Annotated in this window: 22 protein-coding genes; 8 read left to right on the top strand and 14 right to left on the bottom strand. The window is 70.8% G+C overall.

What is annotated here, in order from left to right; translation table 11 throughout:
• Positions 1 to 40: 40 nt before the first annotated feature.
• Together MICNX66_RS14175 and MICNX66_RS14170 are read right to left on the bottom strand one after the other, a co-directional pair.
• Positions 41 to 649: a hypothetical protein gene (locus MICNX66_RS14175; protein WP_187662405.1), complete on the bottom strand. Its 609-nt coding sequence runs from the start codon at positions 647 to 649 to the stop codon at positions 41 to 43.
• A gap of 109 nt (positions 650 to 758) precedes the next feature.
• Positions 759 to 1,073 carry a hypothetical protein gene (locus MICNX66_RS14170; RefSeq protein WP_187662404.1) on the bottom strand — a complete coding sequence of 105 codons (315 nt, stop codon included), beginning with the start codon at positions 1,071 to 1,073 and terminating at the stop codon, positions 759 to 761.
• A 221-nt stretch (positions 1,074 to 1,294) separates the two neighbouring features.
• On the opposite strand from MICNX66_RS14170, the gene MICNX66_RS14165 reads away from it, so the two are divergent.
• On the top strand, positions 1,295 to 1,957 hold the full coding sequence (locus MICNX66_RS14165; protein WP_232089100.1) for a hypothetical protein: 663 nt from the start codon (positions 1,295 to 1,297) through the stop codon (positions 1,955 to 1,957).
• A gap of 17 nt (positions 1,958 to 1,974) precedes the next feature.
• On the opposite strand, the gene MICNX66_RS14160 is transcribed toward MICNX66_RS14165, so the two are convergent.
• Positions 1,975 to 2,385, bottom strand: coding sequence for a hypothetical protein (locus tag MICNX66_RS14160; protein WP_187662402.1), 411 nt, complete (start codon positions 2,383 to 2,385; stop codon positions 1,975 to 1,977).
• A gap of 96 nt (positions 2,386 to 2,481) precedes the next feature.
• On the opposite strand from MICNX66_RS14160, the gene MICNX66_RS14155 reads away from it, so the two are divergent.
• Positions 2,482 to 3,102 (top strand): cyclodeaminase/cyclohydrolase family protein, encoded by a 621-nt coding sequence (locus MICNX66_RS14155; RefSeq protein WP_187662401.1) that lies wholly within the window; start codon positions 2,482 to 2,484, stop codon positions 3,100 to 3,102.
• Between the two features lie 15 nt (positions 3,103 to 3,117).
• Here the strand turns inward: MICNX66_RS14155 and MICNX66_RS14150 are convergent, their stop codons facing one another.
• Positions 3,118 to 3,798 carry a hypothetical protein gene (locus tag MICNX66_RS14150; RefSeq protein ID WP_187662400.1) on the bottom strand — a complete coding sequence of 227 codons (681 nt, stop codon included), beginning with the start codon at positions 3,796 to 3,798 and terminating at the stop codon, positions 3,118 to 3,120.
• A 423-nt stretch (positions 3,799 to 4,221) separates the two neighbouring features.
• Here MICNX66_RS14150 and MICNX66_RS14145 point away from each other — a divergent pair, with 423 nt between their 5' ends.
• Complete coding sequence (locus MICNX66_RS14145; protein WP_187662399.1) at positions 4,222 to 5,712, top strand: thioester domain-containing protein; 1,491 nt, start codon at positions 4,222 to 4,224, stop codon at positions 5,710 to 5,712.
• On the opposite strand, the gene MICNX66_RS14140 is transcribed toward MICNX66_RS14145, so the two are convergent.
• The 4 genes from MICNX66_RS14140 to MICNX66_RS14125 form a co-directional block, all read right to left on the bottom strand.
• Positions 5,680 to 6,690 (bottom strand): cation transporter, encoded by a 1,011-nt coding sequence (locus MICNX66_RS14140; protein ID WP_187662398.1) that lies wholly within the window; start codon positions 6,688 to 6,690, stop codon positions 5,680 to 5,682. The two genes, MICNX66_RS14145 and MICNX66_RS14140, sit on opposite strands and share 33 nt — an antisense overlap.
• A complete protein-coding gene (locus tag MICNX66_RS14135; RefSeq protein ID WP_187662397.1) occupies positions 6,687 to 7,181 on the bottom strand; it encodes a transporter substrate-binding domain-containing protein in 495 nt (164 codons plus the stop codon). Before MICNX66_RS14135 ends, MICNX66_RS14140 begins: the two co-directional genes overlap by 4 nt.
• Positions 7,182 to 7,300: 119 nt before the next feature.
• Complete coding sequence (locus tag MICNX66_RS14130) at positions 7,301 to 8,392, bottom strand: YihY/virulence factor BrkB family protein (protein ID WP_187662396.1); 1,092 nt, start codon at positions 8,390 to 8,392, stop codon at positions 7,301 to 7,303.
• A gap of 121 nt (positions 8,393 to 8,513) precedes the next feature.
• Entirely contained in the window at positions 8,514 to 9,047 is a 534-nt protein-coding gene (locus MICNX66_RS14125) for a DUF488 domain-containing protein (protein WP_187662395.1), read from the bottom strand.
• Between the two features lie 116 nt (positions 9,048 to 9,163).
• Between MICNX66_RS14125 and MICNX66_RS14120 the strand changes: the two genes are divergently transcribed.
• A complete protein-coding gene (locus tag MICNX66_RS14120) occupies positions 9,164 to 11,959 on the top strand; it encodes a hypothetical protein (protein ID WP_187662394.1) in 2,796 nt (931 codons plus the stop codon).
• Here the strand turns inward: MICNX66_RS14120 and MICNX66_RS14115 are convergent.
• Entirely contained in the window at positions 11,923 to 12,855 is a 933-nt protein-coding gene (locus MICNX66_RS14115; protein ID WP_187662393.1) for a LysR family transcriptional regulator, read from the bottom strand. The genes MICNX66_RS14120 and MICNX66_RS14115 overlap by 37 nt on opposite strands.
• A gap of 146 nt (positions 12,856 to 13,001) precedes the next feature.
• Here MICNX66_RS14115 and MICNX66_RS14110 point away from each other — a divergent pair, with 146 nt between their 5' ends.
• Genes MICNX66_RS14110 through MICNX66_RS14100 form a run of 3 tightly spaced genes read left to right on the top strand, consistent with a single transcriptional unit; the run spans position 13,002 to position 16,256 of the window.
• On the top strand, positions 13,002 to 14,378 hold the full coding sequence (locus tag MICNX66_RS14110; RefSeq protein WP_187662392.1) for an MFS transporter: 1,377 nt from the start codon (positions 13,002 to 13,004) through the stop codon (positions 14,376 to 14,378).
• Between the two features lie 40 nt (positions 14,379 to 14,418).
• On the top strand, positions 14,419 to 15,639 hold the full coding sequence (locus MICNX66_RS14105) for an FAD-dependent monooxygenase (RefSeq protein WP_187662391.1): 1,221 nt from the start codon (positions 14,419 to 14,421) through the stop codon (positions 15,637 to 15,639).
• Complete coding sequence (locus MICNX66_RS14100) at positions 15,636 to 16,256, top strand: NADPH-dependent F420 reductase (RefSeq protein WP_187662390.1); 621 nt, start codon at positions 15,636 to 15,638, stop codon at positions 16,254 to 16,256. Before MICNX66_RS14105 ends, MICNX66_RS14100 begins: the two co-directional genes overlap by 4 nt.
• An 89-nt stretch (positions 16,257 to 16,345) precedes the next feature.
• Here the strand turns inward: MICNX66_RS14100 and aztD are convergent, their stop codons facing one another.
• The 4 genes from aztD to aztB are packed head-to-tail and all read right to left on the bottom strand — an operon-like array spanning position 16,346 to position 20,618.
• The gene (gene aztD / locus MICNX66_RS14095; protein ID WP_187662389.1) at positions 16,346 to 17,545 is read right to left on the bottom strand and encodes a zinc metallochaperone AztD; all 1,200 of its coding nucleotides are present in this window, start codon (positions 17,543 to 17,545) and stop codon (positions 16,346 to 16,348) included.
• 28 nt (positions 17,546 to 17,573) lie between these two features.
• Complete coding sequence (gene aztC, locus MICNX66_RS14090; protein WP_187662388.1) at positions 17,574 to 18,491, bottom strand: zinc ABC transporter substrate-binding protein AztC; 918 nt, start codon at positions 18,489 to 18,491, stop codon at positions 17,574 to 17,576.
• A 1-nt stretch (position 18,492) separates the two neighbouring features.
• The gene (locus MICNX66_RS14085) at positions 18,493 to 19,719 is read right to left on the bottom strand and encodes an ABC transporter (RefSeq protein WP_187662387.1); all 1,227 of its coding nucleotides are present in this window, start codon (positions 19,717 to 19,719) and stop codon (positions 18,493 to 18,495) included.
• Positions 19,720 to 19,739: 20 nt separating this feature from the next.
• On the bottom strand, positions 19,740 to 20,618 hold the full coding sequence (aztB, locus tag MICNX66_RS14080) for a zinc ABC transporter permease AztB (RefSeq protein WP_187662386.1): 879 nt from the start codon (positions 20,616 to 20,618) through the stop codon (positions 19,740 to 19,742).
• A gap of 55 nt (positions 20,619 to 20,673) precedes the next feature.
• Here aztB and aztA point away from each other — a divergent pair, with 55 nt between their 5' ends.
• The gene (aztA, locus tag MICNX66_RS14075; RefSeq protein ID WP_187662385.1) at positions 20,674 to 21,417 is read left to right on the top strand and encodes a zinc ABC transporter ATP-binding protein AztA; all 744 of its coding nucleotides are present in this window, start codon (positions 20,674 to 20,676) and stop codon (positions 21,415 to 21,417) included.
• On the opposite strand, the gene MICNX66_RS14070 is transcribed toward aztA, so the two are convergent.
• The gene (locus tag MICNX66_RS14070; protein ID WP_187662384.1) at positions 21,355 to 21,699 is read right to left on the bottom strand and encodes a hypothetical protein; all 345 of its coding nucleotides are present in this window, start codon (positions 21,697 to 21,699) and stop codon (positions 21,355 to 21,357) included. The two genes, aztA and MICNX66_RS14070, sit on opposite strands and share 63 nt — an antisense overlap.
• Position 21,700 lies beyond the last annotated feature (1 nt).

Genomic DNA, 21,700 nt, shown 5'->3' with positions numbered 1-21,700 from the left:
CCGCGCTCGCGCGTCGATTCCGGTCACGGAGTCGCTCGCGTCAGCCGCCGTCGCCGAGCACCGGAACGCCCCAGATGCGTGCCGCGTCAGAGATCAAACGGTCCATGCCGTCCGGTGACTCCCGGCGAAGCGGCGCGTCGTCCCTGGTCACCGGGACCGGGATCGTGGCCTGTCCCGCTCCCTGCGAGACCACGATCTCGAGGGTCGGGTAGAGGAAGGCGCCCTCCTGGATGGCACCTCTCGTCACGCCCTGGATCCGATCCCGCGGCACGCTGTATGCGGTGAGGAGACGGTCCCCGCCGCGGACCACCCGGAACCCCGAAGGGTCGATGACGCCCGTGGGGCTCGCCGTCAACATGCCGCGGGGGGCGGGGCCGAGTGCGAGGAGGGGGATCGCACGTGACAGGTAGGCTGCAACACCGTTGAGCGCGTAGGAGCCGAAGGTTCGCGCCTGCGGCTCGCGCTCCCGCAGTGCTCGCCGCTGGGTGCGCTGCAGTCGTTGGATGCGTCCGAGCACGATCCAGATGATCAGACCCGCGAGCAGTACCCCCGTCGCGAATACCAGCGATGTCGCCACAGGCGGCTCGCCCTCGACCAGGGGACGCACGAGTGTCCCCCAGACGAAGAACGCCGCCAGGGCCACAGCCATCGCGAGCATCAGTCTGTTGGCGGGCGGGTTCCGGCGCACGAGGGCTCTCTTTCAGGAAGCAGTGAGGGCGAGGGTTGTTGGGGCTGGTTGACACCCGGCTCGCGGCGGCTCAGCCACCCATGAGGAACGCGGCGGTGGGAAGGGCCGACACGGCCCCCAGCACGGTTCCCGCGACCGGCCACGCGTAGCCGACGCGGTCGGCACGGGCGAAGACGAGCCCGATGACGCCGAGGATGAGGGCGGTGCCACCGAAGAGGACCGCGAGCGGCAGCGTGAGGAACAACAGCCATCCGTAGTTCGGGTCCGCCGTCCCCGCCAGAACGAAGACGATCGCGGTCGGCAGGATCCCGACGAGCGCCACGACGGTGGCCGCGACCCCGCATCCGAAGGCTCGGCGACGAGGTGACGGGATGATCTGGCTCACGGGGCGATCCTAGCCACAGCCTGATCGCGCGACGAAAGCGTCGTTCTCGGTGACCACGGCTCCACGCGATCGGAGGATGCGAAGATGAGGGGCGAGCCGGGGGAGGGGTGGCCGATGAACACCGAACACGACGAGGGCGTCAGCGCGTTGCGAGGGGTCGTCGGCCCGGTGCTCCGCGGCGCCGGTCAGCCGACGAGGGGAGCGGAGGGCGCATGCGATCGATGACCCCGATCCCGGGGGACCCGTGGCCGCACGACATGATCATCACCGTCGACGATCGCCCTCACGCCCTGCTCGAACTGCTCTGGGTCCGGGAGGCGCACGGGCTGGTCCCCGTCGACGACGCGCTCCCGCCGCTCCTGGTCGACCGACCAGCGGAGGCGGAGCGGCCCGTGGACGCGCAGACCCGTGAGCACTGGGCGGAGGTCTGGCCCCGGATCTGGGACAAGGCTGTCGCGCACGCCGCGACGGAGCCGGATCGGGCCTTGTTCGACCGCGCCCTCGATCCGACGATGGGTCCGGATGAGCGGGAGACGCTGCTCGGCCAGCTCGTCGGCCCCACGGCGCGGGATGAGTTCGGAGACGATGTCTTCGACGACGCGGCGTACCGCGAATGGGAGCGGCGTGGCTCCGACGCGCACCTCGCGACGAACCGCACGACACTCGCGGACAGCCCTGAACACGGGGACGTGGCAACGCTCGCCGACGCCTGGCGTCGGGGCCTCGGGAAGGTGGTGACGCTGCCGTGCCGCGGGGTGTACGTCCGGCAGATCGGACCTCGCGCCCTCCTGGTCACCGATGCGGTACGGAACGACGCCGCCACGTATCGCACGGCGCTGGAATCGTTCCGCCGGTCATCCTCGCAGCGACCGTCGACGGCGTGAGGCTTCCGCGCGCGACGTCAGAGGACCAGCGGGAGGAACGACACCATCAGGCCGACGGCACCGACCGCGGCGAAGACGACCCCGACGGTCCGCAGGACCCGGCGCAGATGCGGCGGCTCACCGATCCGGCTGCGGGCCGGGTCGTTCGAGCTGTGGAACCCGTCGAGCCATCCATCGGTGGTGGCCGTGGGCTCGCTGCGGCGCAGCGGTCTCTCGTGGAAGTCGCCGCCCGCGAACCAGCGAGCGGTGCGGCGGCCGTCCCGATCGATCACGGCGATCTCGACCGGAACCCACTGCCCCTCGACGAGGTGGATCAGCATCGCCACGATGAGGAGCGGCACGCCGATGCCGAGGCCGATCCAGGACAGCACCTCGCCGACGACGGAGAGGGTGTCGACGAGCTGCACGAGTCCATCGTAGAGACGCATGCATCCGGAGTCGTGCGAGACGCGGCGCCGGATCACGGAGGACCGCTCGCTGATCCGCCGTCATACTGCATCCTTCCCACGGATAGTCTGACCGGCATGACGGATTCTGCAGACATCCCGACGTCCCGCCCGATGGACGCCTGGCTCGACGCGCTCAGTCAGCCCACCGGTTCGCCTGGCGGAGGTGCGGCGTCGGGGGTCATGCTCGGCCTGGCCGCGGCACTGATGGGCATGGTCGCCGGATACACCCGCGAGGATCCTGCTGTCGCCGAGAGCACCGGCCGCCTCGACCCCGTGCGCGCGGAGCTCCTGCAGGCCGTCGAGGCGGACGGCGTGGTGTCGGCTGGCTTCGGTGCCGCGCTCGCACTGGCACCGGAGGACCCGGCACGGGAGGAGAGGGTGCGGAACGCCGCCCTCGACGCCGCTGCGTCCGTCGCGCGCCTCGGCCGCATCGGTATCACCCTGGTCGCGGAGGCGCGCACTCTCGCGTCGCGCGGCAACCCGCACCTCGCCGTGGACCTCGCCGTCGCGGCGGAGGCCCTAGAGGCCGGCCTCTCGGGTGCCTCCCTGAACCTCCGCGCCAACCTGCAGCTCGCTCGCGCACACGGCGCCTCGCCGTCCATGCGGTCCGGGCTCGACGAGGAGGTCGGGCGATTGGCGGAGGCGCGGACCCAGGTCTCGCGGATCACGGCGGAGCTGTCTGCGCGCCTGGACTGACCGTGTTCCTGCGGCTCACCCCTGCGTGAGGCGATACGAGGGCCCGCGAAGGGCCCGCACCGACGGGTATGTCTCGGCGCCCGGAAGGGGCCGCCGGTCGATGTCGAAACGCAGGCTCGCGTCGTCCGCATCCCGGGCGGAGTCGAGCCGCACCTCGGCGAAGGGATGCCAGAGTCCGCCGGGCGAGGCGAAGTACAGCCGGAGCTGCCACGGCTGATCGTCCACCGCCTTGCGGAGCTCCGTCACGGCGCCGGGGAGGGGACGGGGTGGAACGGTTCGCGCGCCGAGCATGACCGGACCGCGCGGCGTCCGGTACGGCACGACGCTGCTGAACGTCGCGCGGGTCGGCGTGAGACGGGGGAGGAGCAGGAACCGCCCGGGGACGCCGATGCCCGTCGAAGCCAGCTGAAGGTCGACCTCCTCGGCGCCGTGCACCCAGCGGATGCCGAGCCCATAGACGTCCGGCGCCCACGAGGGCGTACCGACCGAGCGCGAGACCCGCACGACGACCGGCACCTCGGCGGCCGGAGGGTCATCGATCCCTCGGATGCCGGATCCCGGGTTCGGCCGCAGGGTCAGCCGCCCGTCGAAGATGGCGCCGTGCGCGTGGATCGGCCTGGGGTGCCGGACGAGGAGGATCAGGGCCATGACCCCTCGAAGGGCGAGGCCCAGGCCTCGGGACAGGTAAGCGCTCATGCGGCCATGGTGATCGCGCACTCCCCGCGGTTCGACCCCTTGGCGTCGGTCCCCGCGGACGGGCTACGATGCGGTCGTCGTCGGGGTAGGAGGAGATGGATCGTCAGGGATCTGTCGTGACGGACACCCGTTGCGCGGGCCGTACGCATGGTTCATCCTGAACGTGCTGCACCGATCGACTCGGGGGGCCTTGCCGGTCGCGCTGCGGCCGACGGAGCGCCTGCCACCCAACTCCCTCCCCCGGCGGGCGCTCCGCTGCGCGAGAAGGTGCTCGCTTGCGCGAGAGTCCCGGGACTCACCCGGGTGAACATCGCTCAGCCCCTTTTCGCCGGAGGAGCCTGTGTCTATCGTCGGTGACCAACGGCGGGCTGTCGCAGGTCGGGGAACCCGTCACTCGGATCATCGGCGAGATCGAGGGACACCATGCACACCGAGACGACGCGATCGCGTACGCGCACGGCAGGGGCTCTTCTGGCGACGGCCATCGCCGCGGCGATGGTGCTCTTCGGAGCCACGCCGGCATCGGCTCTGTGGGATCCCGATCCGGTGCTTCCGCGGGCCGGCTTCTTCACGCAGGTCACCATCACCGGCTCGCAGTACCCGACGAACGTGACCGGCGAGCTGACGACGCTGGGGCCCACGCCCGGCCCCTATCCGGCGACCGGGGCCTCCGTGGAGGCCGTGAGCCCCCAGCTGATCACCATCGCCGATCCGGTCTCGGGGGCGACGGCCTCGGCGTACTGCATCGATTTCAGTACCGAGACCGGCGTCGGGGCGGGCTACAACATCGGCGAGTGGGACGAGTCCAACGTGCCCAATCTCGACTACATCAACTACATCCTCACCAACTACTTCCCGTTCGACACGAGCAACCCGATCTCCGGGCTCACGCTCGCCCAGCAGGTGGCGGCCGTGCAGAGCGCGATCTGGTACTTCAGTGACGGATTCGTCCTGGCCACCGGCACCACCGCGACCATCCGGAACGCCACGGCCGCTGTCGTCCAGGATGCGCTGGACAGCGGAGGTCTCCCGGAGCCGTCGGTGCCGACGCTCGGCATCGAGCCCGGCACGACGACGATCCCGGAAGACGGCTCGATCGTGGGACCGTTCACCGTCTCGGGCACCGCCAGCGGCACGCTCGACGCCGCCGCGGGCGTCGAGGTCTTCCTCGATCAGGCCGGAACCCAGCCCGTTCCGGTCGGCACGGCTGTCGCGTCCGGGGCGCAGCTCTGGGCGCGCTGGACCGGACCCGCGGCACCCGTGAACGGCTTCCGGATCACGGCGCAGGTGCCCCTGACGCAGGGCACGGTCTATCTCTACGACCCGGAGTCCTCGGACAGACCCGCAGCGCAGAAGCTGGTCCTCGCGCAGACGACGACGCTCCCGGTCCGCGCCGGGGTCCGGGCGACGCCCTACGCCTCCGGCGAGATCACCGTGCAGAAGATCATCACCGGTGACGGCGCGGGACTTCAGGGCGCCATCACGATCGACCTGGCCTGCACGCCCGCCCCGGCACCCGGCGTCATCGTCTCCGCCACGATCCCCGCCGGAGCGACGGCCGCCGACCCCGTCGTCTTCTCCGGGCTGCCGGATGGCGCGACCTGCACGGTCAGCGAGTCCGCGGACGGCGCCAACGACGCGGTCACGCTCGCCGCGCAGACCATCGAACCGGCGACCGTGACGGTGGACGCCGCTGCGACCACCCCGGTGGCGGTGACCGTGACGAACACCTACGACCCCGTCGAGTCGCCGAGCAACGGCGGCGGCGAGGAAGGCGGCGAGGGCGGCGGTGAGGGCGAAGGGCTCGCCGCCTCCGGGCCGACGCCGATGACGGGCGCGCTGACGGTGGCCGGGCTCGGTCTCCTGCTCGCGGGTGCCCTGCTACGGGTGCGGCGACGGGCGAACCTGCGCTGACGATGCCTCGACCTCGTCCTCCCGCCGCGTCAGATGGTCGGCGAGTTCGGGCACGAGCACGAGGACGACGTCGACGAGCTTCCAGTCCAGCTCGTGGCACTCCTGGCGCGCGCGGTCGAGGTCGGCCAGGGAGGGCAGGGCATCGTCGACGGGCACGATGAACGCTTCGACGTGGAAGAACTGGCCTTGATCCCTCGTCCGCACCGCGACGTCGCGGACCCAGGGCAGGGTGCGGAGGTGGTCCAGCACGGCGTGGGAGTCGGGGTGCGGCTTCTCGTCGTCGAAGGTCGTCGCCCTGGTGTCCATGAGGTCGGTGATCGCGGCGCGGGTGTTGCGCCACCCGTCCCAGAGGATGCTCCCCGCGATGAAGGTCGCCGCGGCGGCGTCCGCCCACCACAGCCCGAGCCCGATCCCGCCGACCCCGACGATCGAGCCGGCCGCGGTCATCCAGTCGGCCTTGTTCATGTCCGCATCGGCATAGAGGACCTTGTTGTGCAGATCCTTGGCCAGGCGCATCTTCACACGCCCGAAGTAGATCGGCAGCGGAATGGTCAGCGCCATCATGCCCATCATCAGCCAGCCCGACCAGATCGCATGGCCGAACACCTGGACCGACCCGATCGGAGGCCGGTCGCCGCTCACCAGCCCGATGACGGAATCGACCAGGAGGAACGCGCCCATCGCGAACAGGGCGACGCCGGCGACGAGGTGGGCCACACCGACGGAGCGGAAGAACCCGTACGGGTATTTGACGGTCGGCGGCTTCGCGATGATGCGGACGGCGACGAGGAAGGCGATCGGCGGGGCGAGGGAGAGCAGGTCCTCGATCCACGCGGCCTTCATCGCCTGCGAGCTGCCCATGACCAGGTAGACGCCGGTGATCGCCACTGCGAGGAACGCGAGCGTGAACCACTCGTAGCGGATCGCTCGACGCAGGGTGTCCTGCTGCGCGGGCGGAAGGTCGGGGTGAGCCCTCATCGCGCGTCTCCTCGTTCGAGCAGGAAGGTCTCCAGGGTGGTGAGGAACCGGTTCTCCCCCAGAACGGTGAGCATCACGTGCTTCTTCGTCTCGCCCGCGGTCGTCGCGTCGTCGAATGGGACGGTCATCGCCGCCTTCTCGACCCAGGGGGTGTCGTCGGTGAACCCGCCGACGGCCAGGTCGAGGGCATGGTCGTGCAACCGCTCGGCCAGGTTCGCCTCGCTGTCGACGGTCCAGACGACGGTCGCGTCCAGCGTCTCGGCGAACTCCTCCACGAGGCGCACTTCAACCCCGGCCGGGTCCGACGGATCGGTCGTGTCCGTCCACGGCGGGTTGTGCGTGATCCCGACCCGGATCTGGCCGTCGCGGGCCTTGTCGAGGGTGCCGTCGACGTCGGCGGGGATCGCCGTGCAGCCGGCGAGCGCTGCCGCGATCGCGAGCCACCCTCCGATGATCCCGATCTCGCGGAGAAGTGGTCTTCCGGTGCTCATCCTGCGCATCGGCGCGCGACGACCAGGCCTGCACATCGCTTCGTTCGCTCCTCTGGGGTAGGAAAAACGCGCCGCACAGGCGACGCGAAGGGCATGGCTCTCACCATAGCCCGACCGGGTCATCGTCCTCTGGTCGTCCGGCCTTCCGGCTCCGACCCGTCGTCGTCGTTCTCGACGCGGATGCGCCGTCCCTCCTCGATGTCCTTCCGCTCCTTCTCCGCCCGCTTGTCGCTCTGACGGGTGTCGCGTGCGGGGAGCTGGATGTCGCGCTCGGCGGCGATCCCGGCCTGAAGCTGGCGGCCGCGTTCCAGCTCCGCGTCGAACTCCGCGCCGAACAGCAGGGCGAGGTTCGCGATCCACAGCCACAGCAGGAACACGATGACGCCCGCCATCGATCCGTAGGTGCGCTCGTAGTTGGAGAAGGTGGTGACGTAGAGCACGAAGCCGAGGGTGGCGACGGCCAGCACGACGATCGCCACGAGGGCACCCATGCTGATCCACCGGAACTTGGGCTGCTTGGCGTTCGGGGTCGCGTAGTAGAGCATCGCGACGAGGAAGACGACGACGAACAGCAGCAGCGGCCACTTGGCGATGCTCCACGCGAGCTGCACGCCCTCGCCGGCGCCGATCGCGTCGCCCAGCGCCGACACCACATCTCCGGAGAGCACGAGCACGATGGCGACGATGGTCAGCGAGACGACGGTGATGAGCGTGACGAGCAGCTGCATGGGGCGCAGCTTCCAGAACGGCCGCCCCTCCTCGATCTCGTAGATGCGGTTCATCACCCGGCTGAACGCCCCGACATAGCCCGAGGCCGACCACAGCGCGAGGAGGATCCCGGTCACGAGCGCGATGCCGGCGCCGGGAGCCTGGGAGATCTGCTCGATGGGACCGCGGAGAGCTTCCGCGGTCTCCGGCGGTGCCACGTCGCCGATGATGCCGAGCACGGCGTCGGCGGCGGCCCCGCCCTGGCCGAACACGCCGAGCAGCGAGAAGACGGCGATCATGGCGGGGAAGATCGAGAGCACCGCGTAGTACGTGAGGGCCGCGGCGCCGTCCATGCACTGATCGGCGGAGAACTCCCGGACGCTCTTGACCAGGACGTACTTCCACGACCGCTTCTGCAGATCGGTCGGGCTGTCCGGCTTCTCGTCGTGCTCTGGCGATGGAGCGGACGCGGATCCGCTTCGTCCTGTGGCTGCCTTCGACATGGCTCCTCCTCGGCGTCGGCGCGAGCACTGCTCCCGCGATCCAGTCCTATGAGGAGAAGAGGTGTTCCGGCACGGGGGTTGCGCGAAGACGAGACGAGGGGGATGCTGTGCCGGCGTGCGGTCATGCGGCCGGGTAGGTGACCGTCCCGTCCGCGCGGACGACCGCGCCGGCGCTGAGCTCGGCCGGATCGACGTGCCCGGGACCGAGGATGTGGCGGACGACTTCGTCCCGCGCGAGGAGGTGGTCGGCGATGATCCGTCGATGGCACCGCCACCACACGCTCTCCGAGCACATCACCGTGACGCGCCGCTCGCGGCCCTCGGCGCGGAGCTCGTCCAGGGCCTGCCCGAAATCCGCGGAGAGGGCGTGATCGGCGTAGTTGTGGAAGCTGCGGTTCTGCCACCACGCGTTGGTCTCGAAGGGAACGTCCCTGCTCACGGGGCGGCGACCCGTCAGCCCCTCTGCACGGTGGTAGGCGATCCCGGCGGTGCGGAGGGAGGACGCGAGTGCGTCCTGGTCGAACTGCGGATGCCGCTTCGAACCGGGGAGGCGGCGCACGTCCACGACGCTCTCCACACGGCTCTCCTGCACCAACGCGAGGAACTCATCGATCGTGCGGGTGGAGTGCCCGATGGTGAAGAACGGCTCGGCCATGAGGCGACCGTAGCCCACCCCTCCCCATCCGTCGGCAACCCTTGCCCTGACGAGGTCCTCGCCCCTACGGTGAGGTGACGGGTGGGATCCGCACCCGAGGCGGGGGCCGTTCGATCATGAGAAGAGTCCGATTCGGCGTTCTGGGCGTGCTGCTGGCCGCCGTGGTCGGTTTCGGCGGCGCACTCCCCGCCGTCGCGGCCGAGCCCACTGCCCGGCTCTCGCTCTTCAAGGCGATCGAGAACCTCGACACGGGGGCCAGTCTGGGGGATCGGACCCTGTGGACGATGCACGCCGTCAACGTGGCCACGGGGGAGACCTTCACCGGCGACGGCCTCAACGGCATGCAGTCGCGCCTCGTCCCGCCGGGCACCTACCGCATCTTCGAGACCGGCGGCGTGGCCGGTTACGCCTTCTTCGCCTGGAACTGCGACGGCGACATGACGACGGAGCCGGAACGCACGATCACGATCACCGCGAACCAGTCGATGACGTGCACGGTGCAGAACAACGCCATCCAGGGCAGACTCACGCTCGTCAAGAACGTGCAGGGCGGCGGCGCGGCCCCGTCGGAGTGGACGCTGCGGGCCCAGGGACCGTCGACCATCGAGGGGGTGGGAGGCTCGGCCGAAGTGCAGAACCAGCCCGCCCGGATCGGCGTCTACACGTTGAGCGAGTTCGGCGGACCGGGGAGCTACGTGCCGGGGCCGTGGACGTGCGAGCGGCGGGATCTGACGACCGGAGAGGTCGCCGAGGTCCCCGTGAGCGGCGACCAGTTCGAGATGACGCTCGGCGGTGCGGTGACCTGTCAGATCACGAACACCGGGGATCTGCCCCACCTGACGCTCGTCAAGGAGGTCGTCGACCCGGCAGCCACCGGATACCCGTTGGCCGCCCCGTCGGACTTCGTGCTGAGCGCGAGCGGACCCGAGCGGATCTCCGGTCCCTCCGGCTCGGACGCCGTCGACCACGCCTCCATCGACCCCGGCGCCTACACGCTCGCCGAGAGCGGCCCTGCCGGATACAGCGGAGGCGCGTGGACCTGCGTCGACGCCACGAGCGACGGCGGCATCGACGGCGGCCTCCTCTTCGTGCGCGAAAGCTCCGACATCACCTGCCGCATCACCAACACCTTCGCGGGCGGCTGGCTCACCCTCGTCAAGAACGTGGTGGGCAGCGACCAACCGCCGTCCGACTGGACCCTGACGGCTGCAGGACCGGAAACGGTCACCGGTGCCTCCGGATCCGCTGCCGTCTCCCGCGTCCCGGTGCCGGTCGGCGACTACGCGCTCGCCGAGGCGGATGGCCCCGCCGGGTATGCGGCCGGCCCGTGGTCGTGCACGGGCGGCGCCCTGGCGACCGACACCGTGACGGTCGGCGCCGGAGCGGACGTGACATGCACGGTCACGAACACCCTCGAGGTCGGCCAGCTCACCCTGGTGAAGAACGTCGTGAACGCGGGCGGCGGCCCGCTCACCGCGCAGGACTGGGAGCTCACCGCGAGATCGGCCGACACCGTCATCAGCGGCGCCTCCGGCTCGGGCAAGGTCAGCTTCGCGGCGGTGGCACCGGGGACCTTCACCCTGTCGGAGGCCAGTACCGCTCCGGAGGCGGGCTCCTATACGAGCGAGGGCTGGTCGTGCGTCGATGACGAGGGCACTCCGGTCGGCACGGGCGACACCGTGGAGGTCGTGCCGTTGGAGAGTGTGATCTGCACCGTCACGAATCGATGGACCGAGTCGACCCTGACGCTGCGCAAGCAGGTCGCCTCCGCCTTCGGCACGCCGGCCCTGCCCTCGGCCTGGACGCTGACCGCGACCGACGGCGCCGCCACGGTGTCGGGGCCCGCCAACTCCCCGGCTGTCACGCAGGCGGCGGTCGCCCCCGGCGCGTGGACCCTCGGCGAGACGGGAGGCCCATCCGGCTACGACCCTCTCGGGTGGAACTGCTCGGGCGGGTCCGTGTCCGGGGATGTCGTCCAGGTTCCTCCGTCCAAGGACGTGGTGTGCATCCTCACCAACGCATCGATCACGCCCAGCCTCACGCTGGTCAAGCAGGTGGTGAACGGCGAGCGCGGCCGAGCAGTGCCTGCGGACTTCGAGCTGAAGGCCCGCGGTCCGGGCAATGCGGCTCTCTCCGGTCCCAGCGGCTCGGAGTTCGTCACCGACATGCAGCTTCCGCCGGGCGACTACATCTTCTCCGAGGACGGCCCGAGCGGCTACGAGGGCGAGTGGTCCTGCACGGGCACCGCCTGGGACGGGACCACGGCGACGCTGGGGTTCGGGGAGGACGCGATCTGCACCGCGACCAACACGTTCGTCGGCGGAACCCTGACGCTTCGGAAGGCCATCGTCGGGGTCGGCCCCGGGGCGCCGACCGGGCCCGCCGACGCCACGGACTGGACCCTGCGCGCCATCGGCGGCGGGCAGTTCCCGCGTCCGCGCATCGAGGGGGCGTCCGGAGAGACCGCGGTGACCCTCGCTCCGCTCGGCGCCGGTGCGTTCCGGCTCTCGGAGCGGGCGGTCGCGGGGGCGCCCACAGCGGACTACCGCAGCGACGGCTGGGCGTGCACCGGGGGAGCGCTGGAGGGCGACGTCGTCGAGGTCACGGCCGGGATGGACACCGTGTGCACGGTCACGAACGTCTACGACCCGGGGCCCGAGCCCGAGCCCGAACCCGAACCGGAACCGGAGAACCCGGATCGCGGAACGGACGGAGGCCCCGGCCCGGCGACCGGATCGGAAGGCGGGGCGGCCTCCGACCTGGCCACGACAGGGCTCGCGCCGGCGACGGTCGTGATGGCAGGCGCCGGTGGTCTGCTCGTGCTCCTCGGGGCCGTGCTGATCGCGACCCGCCGTCGCCGACGGCGAGGAACGGATCAGGGAACAGGTGTCCGCACGTCCGCGCGTCCGTAGTCGCCGAGCTTCTCCACCGCGAAGTCGAGGAGGGCATCGGCACGCGACGTCAGGGTCATGTCCGCCGGCCAGATCCCCACGACGTGGGAGACCGTCACCGGGGGGTCCAGGGGGCGGATCACGACCGGGCGTCCCTCGCTGCTCACGGGCAGGGTGTTGGGGCGGGACATGAGGAGGCCGTAGCCCAGGCCTCGGCCCACGAGGGCTTCGACGAGGGCGAGCTGGCTGACGCGGGCCTCGATCCGGGGCTCGAGTCCGCGCGCGGTGAAGGCATCGATGACGTTGCGCGTCCCCGGGCTGGCGTCGTACTGGATGTAGGGCTCGTCGGCGAGGTCCGGCAGGTCCAGGGTCGCCGCATCGGCCAGCGGGTGCGTGGGCGGCAGGTGGACCTCGAGCTCGGTGGCATAGATCCGCCGACGACGGTATCCGGCGGGCAGGGACACGTTGTACACGAGCGCCACATCGAGGTCTCCCGCGTCGAGTGCCGCGAGGAGTTCCTCGTTCGTGCCGATCATGATCTCGAGCTGCACGCCCGGATGGCGCTTCGGGAAGCCTTCGAGCAGCTCCGGAACCACGCTGGTCGCGAAGCTGGCGTAGCACCCGAGCGTGACCGGGCCGCGCAGCTCGGTGCCGCGGCGCGCGTCGAGGACGAGCTCCTGAGCATCCGCGACGATCCGACGGGCCTGCTTGGCGAACTGCTGACCGGTCGGCGTCAGAGTGAGGCCGCGTGCCTTCCGTCGCACGCAGAGCTGGGCGCCGACCGCCCGCTCCAGGCTCGTCACCGCCTGGGACAGCGCCGATTCCGAGATGTGCAGATGAGCTGCCGCGGCGCTGAGGGTCGGGAAGTTGGGCAGGGCGGCGAACAGCTCGAGCTGCCTCATGCTCACGTCGGACATGACGGCTCCCCTCGATTCCTCTTCCGCTCACCTGAACTATAACCACGAAGAAGTGCGATTTACGTACAGAGTCCCCGCCCTCACGATGAGAGGGACACATCCCGATCCCCTCGCTCGCGAGGGGGACAACGACGTTAGGGACGACCATGACCTCCTCTTCCGCATCAGGCAACGCCAGCTCGCAGCGCCGCATCGCCTTCGCGACGATCATCGGCACGACCATCGAGTGGTACGACTTCTTCATCTACGCGACGAGCGCCGGGCTCGTCTTCGCACAGCTCTTCTTCCAACCCGCCGGCAAGGAGATCGGCCTGCTGCTCTCCTTCGCCACGGTCGGCATCTCCTTCCTCTTCCGTCCGCTCGGCGCCTTCCTGGCCGGGCACTTCGGCGACGTCCTGGGGCGGCGCACGATGCTCGTCCTCACCCTCGTGCTGATGGGAGCGGCCACCACCCTCATCGGTCTGTTGCCGACGTACGCCCAGATCGGGATCGCCGCGCCGATCCTCCTCCTGCTGCTCCGGATCCTCCAGGGTCTCTCGGCCGGCGGTGAGTGGGGAGGCGCGGTGCTGATGGCCGTCGAGCATGCCCCGGCCGACCGTCGAGGGCGCGCGGGGTCGTGGCCCCAGCTCGGGGTGCCCCTCGGCTTCCTCCTCGCCTCCGGAGTGACGGCCCTCATGACCGGCGTCATCACCCCGGGTGCCGCGTACCTGGAGTGGGGCTGGCGCGTGCCGTTCCTGGTGAGCGTCGTGCTCATCGCCGTCGGGTTCGTCATCCGGCGCTCCGTGTCGGAGAGCCCCGTCTTCGCGGAGATCGCACGCCGCGGACGGCAGTCCCAGGCGCCGATCGTGACCCTGTTCCGGCGCCACTGGTATCTGGTGCTCCTGGCCGCCCTCGTGTTCGCGGGCAACGGCACGCTCGGGTACATGACGACGGGTGGCTTCCTCAACAGCTATGCGATCAACGTGCAGAGCCTCGACACCACGGCGGTGCTCGTCGCCGCGTCGGTGGCCGCCGTCGTCTGGTTCTTCTCGACGCTCCTCGCCGGGTACCTCTCCGACGTGATCGGGCGGCGGAGCACCTTCCTGATCGGTTTCGCCCTGCAGGCTCTCGTCGTCTTCCCCGTGTTCTGGCTCGTCGACCACGGAGGTCTCCCGGGGCTGTACACCGCGCTCGTCCTCATCTCGACCGGACTGGGCCTCACCTACGGACCGCTGGCCGCCTGGTACTCCGAGATCTTCCCCGCCTCGATCCGCTTCTCGGGCGTCTCGATCACCTACGCGATCGGCGCGGTGCTGGGTGGTGCGTTCGCACCGATGATCGCCCAGTTGCTGCTCGACAGGACCGGTACGACCGTGGCCGTGTCGGCCTACCTCCTGGTGGCCTCGCTCCTCGGCGGCATCGCGACGCTGTGTCTGCGGGATCGATCGGGGATTCCGCTGGGACCGGACCACGAGGCCGAGCAGGCCACGGGAGCCACGATGTTCCGGTCGCGCCCGGCTGCGCCCGCGCTGGCCGCGAAGTGAGAGGACGCCTGTTCGTGCGTCATTCGATGAAGGAGAGGCAATGGTAGACAGCAGGACGAGGATCGCCGTGATCGGCGGGGGGATGGGCGGGCTCACGGCCGCGATCGCCCTCACCCGGATCGCCGGTGTCCAGGTCACCGTGTTCGAGCAGGCGACGGCGCTCGGCGAGGTGGGAGCAGGCGTGACCGTCGCCCCGAACGCGCAGCGCGTGCTGGACGCCCTCGGTGTGCTCGACCAGGTGCGACGGGCCGGGGCGACCCCCGACGGGCACGGCGTCTACCTGGATGCGAGTGGGGCGCTCGTCACCGACGCGGCGTGGGAGGACTCCGCGAAGCAGTACCGGAACATCGGGATGTACCGCCCGGATCTCATCGAGGTCCTGGCGCGCGAGGTCGACGGGGAGAGCATCCGCCTCGGGCACCGCCTGGCCTCCCTGCGCACGGAGGAGTCCGGCGTCCGCGTCACCTTCGAGAACGGGGTGACCGACCTCTTCGACGCGGTCATCGGGGCGGACGGCATCCACTCCGTGGTGCGCCGCAGCATCGTGCCCGATCCGGAGCCCGTGTACTCCGGCTACATCGTCTACCGGGGCGTCGTCGACGCCTCCCACCTGCCCGCGGACTGGCCGCGGATCAGCCAGGTGTGGATGGGGGATCAGCGGCACTTCATGTGCTACCCGCTGCAACAGCGCACCCTGTTCAACTTCGTCGCCGGGGTGCCCAGCGACCGCCCGCTCCACGGCCCCTGGTCGGGCCCCGCCGACGTGAGCGAGCTCCGCGCCGAGTTCGCCGGCGAGATGTGGGACACCCGGCTCCAGCGCTTCCTGGGAGCGATCGAGAAGACGTTCTGGTGGGGGCTCTTCGACCACGAGCCGCTCCGCAACTGGTCCCACGGAGCGGTGACCCTGCTCGGCGACGCCGCACACACGATGCTGCCGCACCAGGGCCAGGGCGTGAACCAGGCGATCGAGGACAGCATGGCGCTCGCCGTGTTCCTGAAGGCCGCCGACACGGTCGCCGACATCCCGGAGGCGTTCCGGCGCTACACCTCGGTCCGCATGCAGCGGACCGCGATCCTGCAGCACGGCTCACGGCGGGCGGGGTGGATGTTCGACGCGCAGCACGAGTTCGCGGACCGGCGGAAGCGCGACACCGACCTGCGCGTCGGGCGCGACTTCCGCCGGAGCGCGGTCTTCGACTACGACGCGAGGAAGGTCGCCGAGAGGGCGCTGGCCCGCTTCCGGAAGGAGCAGTACGCATGACCTCGATCAGCATCATCGGCAGCGGGAGGATGAGCGCGGCGATCGCGGACGTCGCCGCGCGCGCCGGCGCGGGTATCCAGATCGTCCGTCGGAGCACCGCCAGTTCTTCCGGCGACCGCCCCGACGTCACGTATGCCGCGCTCGGCGACGACCTCACGGGTGACCTGGTGGTGCTCGCAGTCCCCTCTGCGGCGTACCCGAGCATCCTCGACCACTATCGCGAGCGCCTGCGCGACAAGGTCGTGATCGATATCAGCAACCCCATCGACTTCACGACCTACGACGAACTGACCGTCCCGTCCGATTCGTCGAGCGCCGCGGAACTCGCGCGGATGCTCCCCGAGGGGGCAGCGGTCGTCAAGGCGTTCAACGTCAACCTCGGCGACACCCTGGTCACCGGCACCAACGGCACCACGCGGACGACGGTCCTCTTCGCCGGTGACTACGCGGAGGCGAAGATCGCCGTCGCGTCGCTGATCGAGGATGCGGGGCTCCGCGCCGTCGACGTCGGTCCGTTGTCCCGTGCTCGGGAGCTCGAGGCGATGGGGTTCCTCCAGATCGTCCTCGCCGCGCTCGGCGCCACGAGCTACGAGTCGGGATTCACCCTGCTGCCCTGAGGGTTCCGCGTCTGGTCGTGCCGGGAACGTGCACGGGACACGATGCTGCGGGTCCGCCCCGGAACGGGACGGACCCGCAGCGCCGAGGCTCAGCCGGCCGCCGGCGCGATCTCGTTCGGGGTGACCTCCAGCTCGGTGCTCGCGAGCACCTCGCCCGTGCTGAGGTTCACCGCGTGCACGCTGTCCGCGGCGGGCTCGGTCACGTAGGCGATGTCACCGGCGACGACGATGGCGGGGTGCGGGTCCTGCCACTCGGCCGGCCCTTCCCACGCCTCGATGACGGGGTAGGAGTCGGTGATCTCCCCGGTCTCGGGGTCGAGCACATGGATGGCACCGTCGGCGCCGAGGATGTAGGCCAGGTCGTCCGGCCCCCGCACGACGTCGCGGAAGGTGTACTCCGCTCCCTCCGGCAGGGACACGACCTCGGACGTCATCGCCGCGGTGTCGATGAGCGTTACGGCGTCGAGCAGGTACCCCTCGGCGTCGGGATCGTTCTTGTAGTCGCCCACCACGATCGGGCTCGTCTCGCTCACGTAGGCGTTGCCCATGCGGCCGTACGGCTGGTCCGGGGCGGCGAGCTTGGTGATCTCGCCGTCCTTGTAGACGAGCGCGCCGTCCTCGCAGCCGAAGACGACGACCTCGTCGGACGCCGTGCCTTCGCCGTGGACGCCGGGGCACTGATCGGACGCCGCGATCTCCGTGCCCTCCGCATCGCGCACCACGATGCCGCTGCGACCGTCCGCATCGCCCACCGTGGTGAGGAACGTGCCGTCCTCCAGCAGCACCGAGACGCCGTGGTGCGCCTCGACGCCGTCGATGGTCTCCACTTCCGGGAGGCCGTCGTCGCCGAGGGCGGCGGTGTCGAAGATCGTGGTGTCGCTCGTGCCGTCGGCGTAGAGGATGGTCTTGCCGCCGTGACGGACCACGTGGCCGGGGATGTCGGCCTCGAACACCGTGTCGGTCAGCGCCGCGTCATCGGTCGACCCGGCTCCGGTGTCGAGTACCTGGAAGCCCTCGCTCATCGTCACCATGACGTGGCGACCGTCGCCCGCCGGGTTCAGGCGGGTGAACGGCTCCGAATCGAAGCCGGCGACGGTGTCGAGGGTCTCCCCGTCGAGGACGAGGATGCCGCCCTCGTACGAGATGGCCACCCGGGGGCCGGGGTCCGACTCCGGGGCATCGCTTCCGGCGGAGCCGGACCCGGGGCTGGTCGAGCAGGCGGCGAGCGTCACGGCGGCGCCGAGGGCGACCGCCCCGGCCAGCGCCCGGCGCAGGGGGAGTGTCTTCATGCGGTGCTTCTTTCTTGTGAGGGTGGTCTCAACGGGTGAGACCGGAGGAGATGCGCTCGGTGTTGACGCGCATCATGGTCAGGTAGTCCGGGGCGCCGCCGTCTTCCGCGGTGAGCGACTCGGTGAACAGCTCGATCACCTCGACGTGGACGTCGGCCTCCTCGGCGAGCGCCTGGACGAGGCGGTCGGGGGAGGAGGACTCCGCGAAGACGGCGGGCACGCCCGTGTCCTCCACGGCGCCCACGAGGTCGGCGAGGTCGGAGGCCGAGGGTGCCGCGAGCGTGGTTCCGCCCGGGATCACGGCGCCGACGACCTCGAAATCGAAGCGGTCGGCGAGGTAGCCGAAGACGTGATGGTTGGTCACGAGCGCCCGGCGTTCGTCCGGGATTCGGGCGAATGCGACGGTCATCTCGGCGTCGAGCGTCGTGAGCTCCTCGCGGTAGTCGGCGACGTCCGCGGCGAGGGTGTCGGCGTCGATCCCGTCGAGCGCGGCCAGGGCGGGCTCCAGGGCATCGACGACGTCGATCATGCGCGCGGGGTCGGTCCAGAAGTGCGCATCGGGCATTCCCGCGGCGTCGCCGTCGCGGTAGTCCAGCACCTCGATCGCGTCGCCGGCGACGAAGGACGGCACCTCCGCGGCGACGGCCGCGTCGAGATGCTGCTGCAGGCCCTCCTCGAGCCCGAGCCCGTTGGAGACGAGGAGGTCGGCGTCCCGGAGCGTGGCGGCCTCCTGCGCCGAGATCTCGAACGAGTGCGGGTCCGCGTTCGGCTTCATGAGGGTGACGACGCGAGCCTGACCCCCGACGAGCTCGCCGACCACGTCGCCCAGGATGTTCGTCGAGACGACCACCACCGGTCGCGTGTCGGCAGGGGTGGCGCAGGAGGTCAGGGTGGCAGCGGCGCACGCGGCGAGCGCCGTGGCGGTGAGAACGCGGAGGAAGCGCATGTCAGCGCCCCGTCTCGGCGACGAAGGCCGGGGCGTCGGTCGTGTCGAAGGTCCTCGCGACGCGGGCGCCGTCGGCGTAGTCGATCTCGAACAGCCGGTGCTCCGCCGGGCCGCTGAGGTAGGCACGGTGCTGGTCGGCGATGAGGACCGGGGTGGCTCCCCCCGCCACCGACTCCGCCACCAGCGGCGCCGTCTCCGCTCGCACCGCCCCGTCGAGCGCGCTGAGCACGAGCACACGGCCGTCCTCCGCGAGGGCGAGCAGGGTGTCGTCCTCATCGCCGACGGCTGTCACCTGCACGAGTGGGGCCGGAGCGGTGAGGAGGGTCCAGGCCCGGGCCCGGGTGTCGAGGATGCGGATGTCGGTGGGCCCGGCGAGGCCGGCGACCGTGGGGCGCCCCTCACGATTGTGGAAGGACGTCACGGCTCCGGCCGGCGCGTCCTCCGGGTACGGGATGCGGTCGACGACGACGGCGCCGTCCTCGACGTGAGCCAGCAGGGCGCCGTCGGCGCAGCCGATCACCGCTCCGACCCTGGTCGTGATCGTGCCGCTCGGCGCGACGCAGCTCTCCCGGAGCCCGGTGCGCTCGCCGTGTGCCGTGTGGCCGACGACGGATCCGCCCGCCTCACCATCGGCCTCGGTCACGAGGGCGAACGACCCGACCGGTACCACCAGACCCGCGTGGGGAGTGCGCTCGATGCGGAACAGCTCACGGATCTCCCCCTTCGACAGGGCCTCCGTATCGAGGAGGACCGCGTCACCGGATCCGGAGAAGGAGATCCCCGTGCCGCCGGTGGTCGAGCTGTTCGTCGTCGCGACCGTTGCCGTGCCGTGGCCCTCGACCGTGCCGAGCAGCGCGGGCTCCGCCCGGTAGTAGTGGAAATGGTCGACGTGGTCCCATGTCCAGACGCCGCTGTCGACGACCTCGACGCCGTCGCCGGTGTCCGCGAAGAGGTACCGGCCATCGGTGGCCATGCCCTCGGGGGCGGCGACCGCACCGATGTCGGTGACGCTCTCATCCAGGAGGTCGAGGTGGGTCACCCGACCCGCGTCGTCGACGGTCGTGAGGCCGAGCTGCGGTTCGGCGACCTCTTCCGCTCCGGCGATCGCGCCGTGCCCGTCCGCGGGAGTCGAGGGCGCGGCCGGGCTCTGCGCCGCGGGACCGGCGCAGGAGGTGAGGGCGAGGGAGAGGGCGGCGAGAGTGATGAGGGGCAGGAGGCGGGAGCGCACGAGAACCTTTCGGAGACGGGTCAGGAGGCGGGAGCAGGGTCGGGATGGGCGGCCCGGTCGGCGAACGGATGCCGTGTGCGCACGGCGGCCCGCACCGCCCAGGAGAGGCCGGCGAGCCCGATCGCGGCGGCGGCGACGGACGCTCCGGCCGCGGTGGCCGCGTACCAGGACGCGAGGAGCCCGACGAGGACCGCGGCGACCCCGAACGCGGAGGCCAGGACCATGCGCGTGGGCAGCCGCGACGTCCACTGTGCGGCGGCGACCGCCGGAGCGAGGAGCAGACCGACGACGAGCAGCGAGCCGACCGCCTGGTACGACGCCACGACCGCGAGGGTCACCAGCCCGACCAGGGCCGCCTGGGCCCACCGCGGACGGAGCCCGAGCACCGTCGCGATCCGGGTGTCGAGGGCCAGCGCGACGAACGGTCGGTGGCAGAGGGTGGCGGCGATCACTCCCAGTGCCGCGGCTGCGGCGAGCAGGAGGAGATCGGCGCGGGTGATGGCGAGGATGTCGCCGAACAGGATGGCCGTCGCGTCCGTGGCGAAGCTCCCCGAGTGGGAGATGATGATGACGCCCAGAGCCAGCATCGCGACGAACAGCAGACCGATGCTCGTGTCGTAGGAGAGCCGGGCGCGTCGTTGCAGGGCGCCGATGCCGATGCTCATCGCGACGGCGCTGAGCGCTCCGCCCACGAGGACGGGAGCCCCGAGCACTGTCGCCAGCGCGACACCGGGCAGCATCCCGTGGGCCAGTGCCTCACCGAGGAACGCCATCCCTCGGACGACGACCCAGGTGCCGACGACCCCGCAGAGGACCGCGACGAGCGCGCCGCCGAGGAGCCCGCGCTGGAAGAACTCGAGCGTGAACGGGGTGAGGAGGGCGGAGAACGAGGAGGTCACGGAACGCGAGCCTATGCGTAGTTGAGAATGATTATCAAATTCATAAACTGGAGATATGACGACGCTCTCATCGACCACCGACCCCTCGGTGTGCCTGGACGGTGTCTCCGTGTGGTTCGGGGAGCGCGATGCGCTGCGCGACCTCACCCTGTCGATCGGAGTCGGAGAGGTCGTCGCCGTCTCCGGCCCGAACGGCGCCGGGAAGTCGACCCTTCTCGAGGTCGTCGCCGGCGTGCGTTCACCGACGCGAGGGCGGCGGAGCGTGACGGGCCGGATCGCCTTCGTGCCGCAGCGCGCCGTGGTGCCTCCCGGCCTGCCGCTCACGGCGCGAGATGTCGTGGAGGTGGGTACGTGGGGGCGCCTCGGCGCCTTCCGGCGGCGGGATCAGCGTGCGCGCCACGCGGTCGAGGCGGCGATGGAACGCACGGCCGTGCAGGCTCTGGGGCGTCGTCCGTTCGCGGAGCTCTCCGGTGGCCAGCAGCAGCGGGTGCTGCTGGCTCAGGGGCTGGCGGCAGGCGCGGCGGTCCTCCTGCTGGACGAGCCGACGACCGCTCTGGATGCGGAATCGGTCCAGCGGATCCGGGCCGTGCTGCGCGAGGAGGCCGAGCGCGGAGCGACCGTGATCTGCGTCACGCACGACGCCGGGCTGATCGCGGCGGCCGACCACGGGATCGCCCTCCTCGACGGGGTGCGCCAGGCCGATCCGCGTCGCCGGGACGCGCGCACGGCGGTGCGGTCAGAGACCGTGCCCCATGTCGAAGTCGGAGAGTGCGGGGATGTCGATGTCTCCGCGCGATGACGAATCGCCCGTGGTCTTCGGGAAGTGGCGATGCGCGCGCAGCTCGTCGACCTCCGTCGCGAAGTCGGGTTCGGGGTCCGCGGTGTGGTGGGGGCTCACGAGCACATCGTTGCCGACACCCACGAGCAGATCGGCCCAGTCCTTCTCCCCGTCCAGGAGGATCGGGATCTCCACCGCTTCGGACTCGCCCTCGCTGGCGATCGCGGCCGCGAGGGTGAGGAGCGTCTCGGCGACGTCGTCAGAGGTGAGGAGCTGCTGGCCGGCGTAGGAGACGAGTTTCATG

The organism is Microbacterium sp. Nx66 (assembly GCF_904066215.1).
Taxonomy (GTDB): Bacteria; Actinomycetota; Actinomycetes; order Actinomycetales; family Microbacteriaceae; genus Microbacterium; species Microbacterium meiriae.
The sequence above is the reverse complement of the archived record's forward strand: the minus strand, read 5'-3'. Positions and strand labels throughout refer to the sequence as shown.

Excerpts from the sequence above, each read along its gene's own strand:
- MICNX66_RS14175 (WP_187662405.1), bottom strand. The coding sequence starts at position 649 with ATGGCTGTGGCCCTGGCGGCGTTCTTCGTCTGGGGGACACTCGTGCGT.
- MICNX66_RS14165 (WP_232089100.1), top strand. The coding sequence starts at position 1,295 with ATGACCCCGATCCCGGGGGACCCGTGGCCGCACGACATGATCATCACC.
- MICNX66_RS14160 (WP_187662402.1), bottom strand. The coding sequence starts at position 2,385 with ATGCGTCTCTACGATGGACTCGTGCAGCTCGTCGACACCCTCTCCGTC.
- MICNX66_RS14155 (WP_187662401.1), top strand. The coding sequence starts at position 2,482 with ATGACGGATTCTGCAGACATCCCGACGTCCCGCCCGATGGACGCCTGG.
- MICNX66_RS14150 (WP_187662400.1), bottom strand. The coding sequence starts at position 3,798 with ATGAGCGCTTACCTGTCCCGAGGCCTGGGCCTCGCCCTTCGAGGGGTC.
- MICNX66_RS14145 (WP_187662399.1), top strand. The coding sequence starts at position 4,222 with ATGCACACCGAGACGACGCGATCGCGTACGCGCACGGCAGGGGCTCTT.
- MICNX66_RS14140 (WP_187662398.1), bottom strand. The coding sequence starts at position 6,690 with ATGAGGGCTCACCCCGACCTTCCGCCCGCGCAGCAGGACACCCTGCGT.
- MICNX66_RS14135 (WP_187662397.1), bottom strand. The coding sequence starts at position 7,181 with ATGAGCACCGGAAGACCACTTCTCCGCGAGATCGGGATCATCGGAGGG.
- MICNX66_RS14130 (WP_187662396.1), bottom strand. The coding sequence starts at position 8,392 with ATGTCGAAGGCAGCCACAGGACGAAGCGGATCCGCGTCCGCTCCATCG.
- MICNX66_RS14125 (WP_187662395.1), bottom strand. The coding sequence starts at position 9,047 with ATGGCCGAGCCGTTCTTCACCATCGGGCACTCCACCCGCACGATCGAT.
- MICNX66_RS14120 (WP_187662394.1), top strand. The coding sequence starts at position 9,164 with ATGAGAAGAGTCCGATTCGGCGTTCTGGGCGTGCTGCTGGCCGCCGTG.
- MICNX66_RS14115 (WP_187662393.1), bottom strand. The coding sequence starts at position 12,855 with ATGTCCGACGTGAGCATGAGGCAGCTCGAGCTGTTCGCCGCCCTGCCC.
- MICNX66_RS14110 (WP_187662392.1), top strand. The coding sequence starts at position 13,002 with ATGACCTCCTCTTCCGCATCAGGCAACGCCAGCTCGCAGCGCCGCATC.
- MICNX66_RS14105 (WP_187662391.1), top strand. The coding sequence starts at position 14,419 with ATGGTAGACAGCAGGACGAGGATCGCCGTGATCGGCGGGGGGATGGGC.
- MICNX66_RS14100 (WP_187662390.1), top strand. The coding sequence starts at position 15,636 with ATGACCTCGATCAGCATCATCGGCAGCGGGAGGATGAGCGCGGCGATC.
- aztD (WP_187662389.1), bottom strand. The coding sequence starts at position 17,545 with ATGAAGACACTCCCCCTGCGCCGGGCGCTGGCCGGGGCGGTCGCCCTC.
- aztC (WP_187662388.1), bottom strand. The coding sequence starts at position 18,491 with ATGCGCTTCCTCCGCGTTCTCACCGCCACGGCGCTCGCCGCGTGCGCC.
- aztA (WP_187662385.1), top strand. The coding sequence starts at position 20,674 with ATGACGACGCTCTCATCGACCACCGACCCCTCGGTGTGCCTGGACGGT.
- MICNX66_RS14070 (WP_187662384.1), bottom strand. The coding sequence starts at position 21,699 with ATGAAACTCGTCTCCTACGCCGGCCAGCAGCTCCTCACCTCTGACGAC.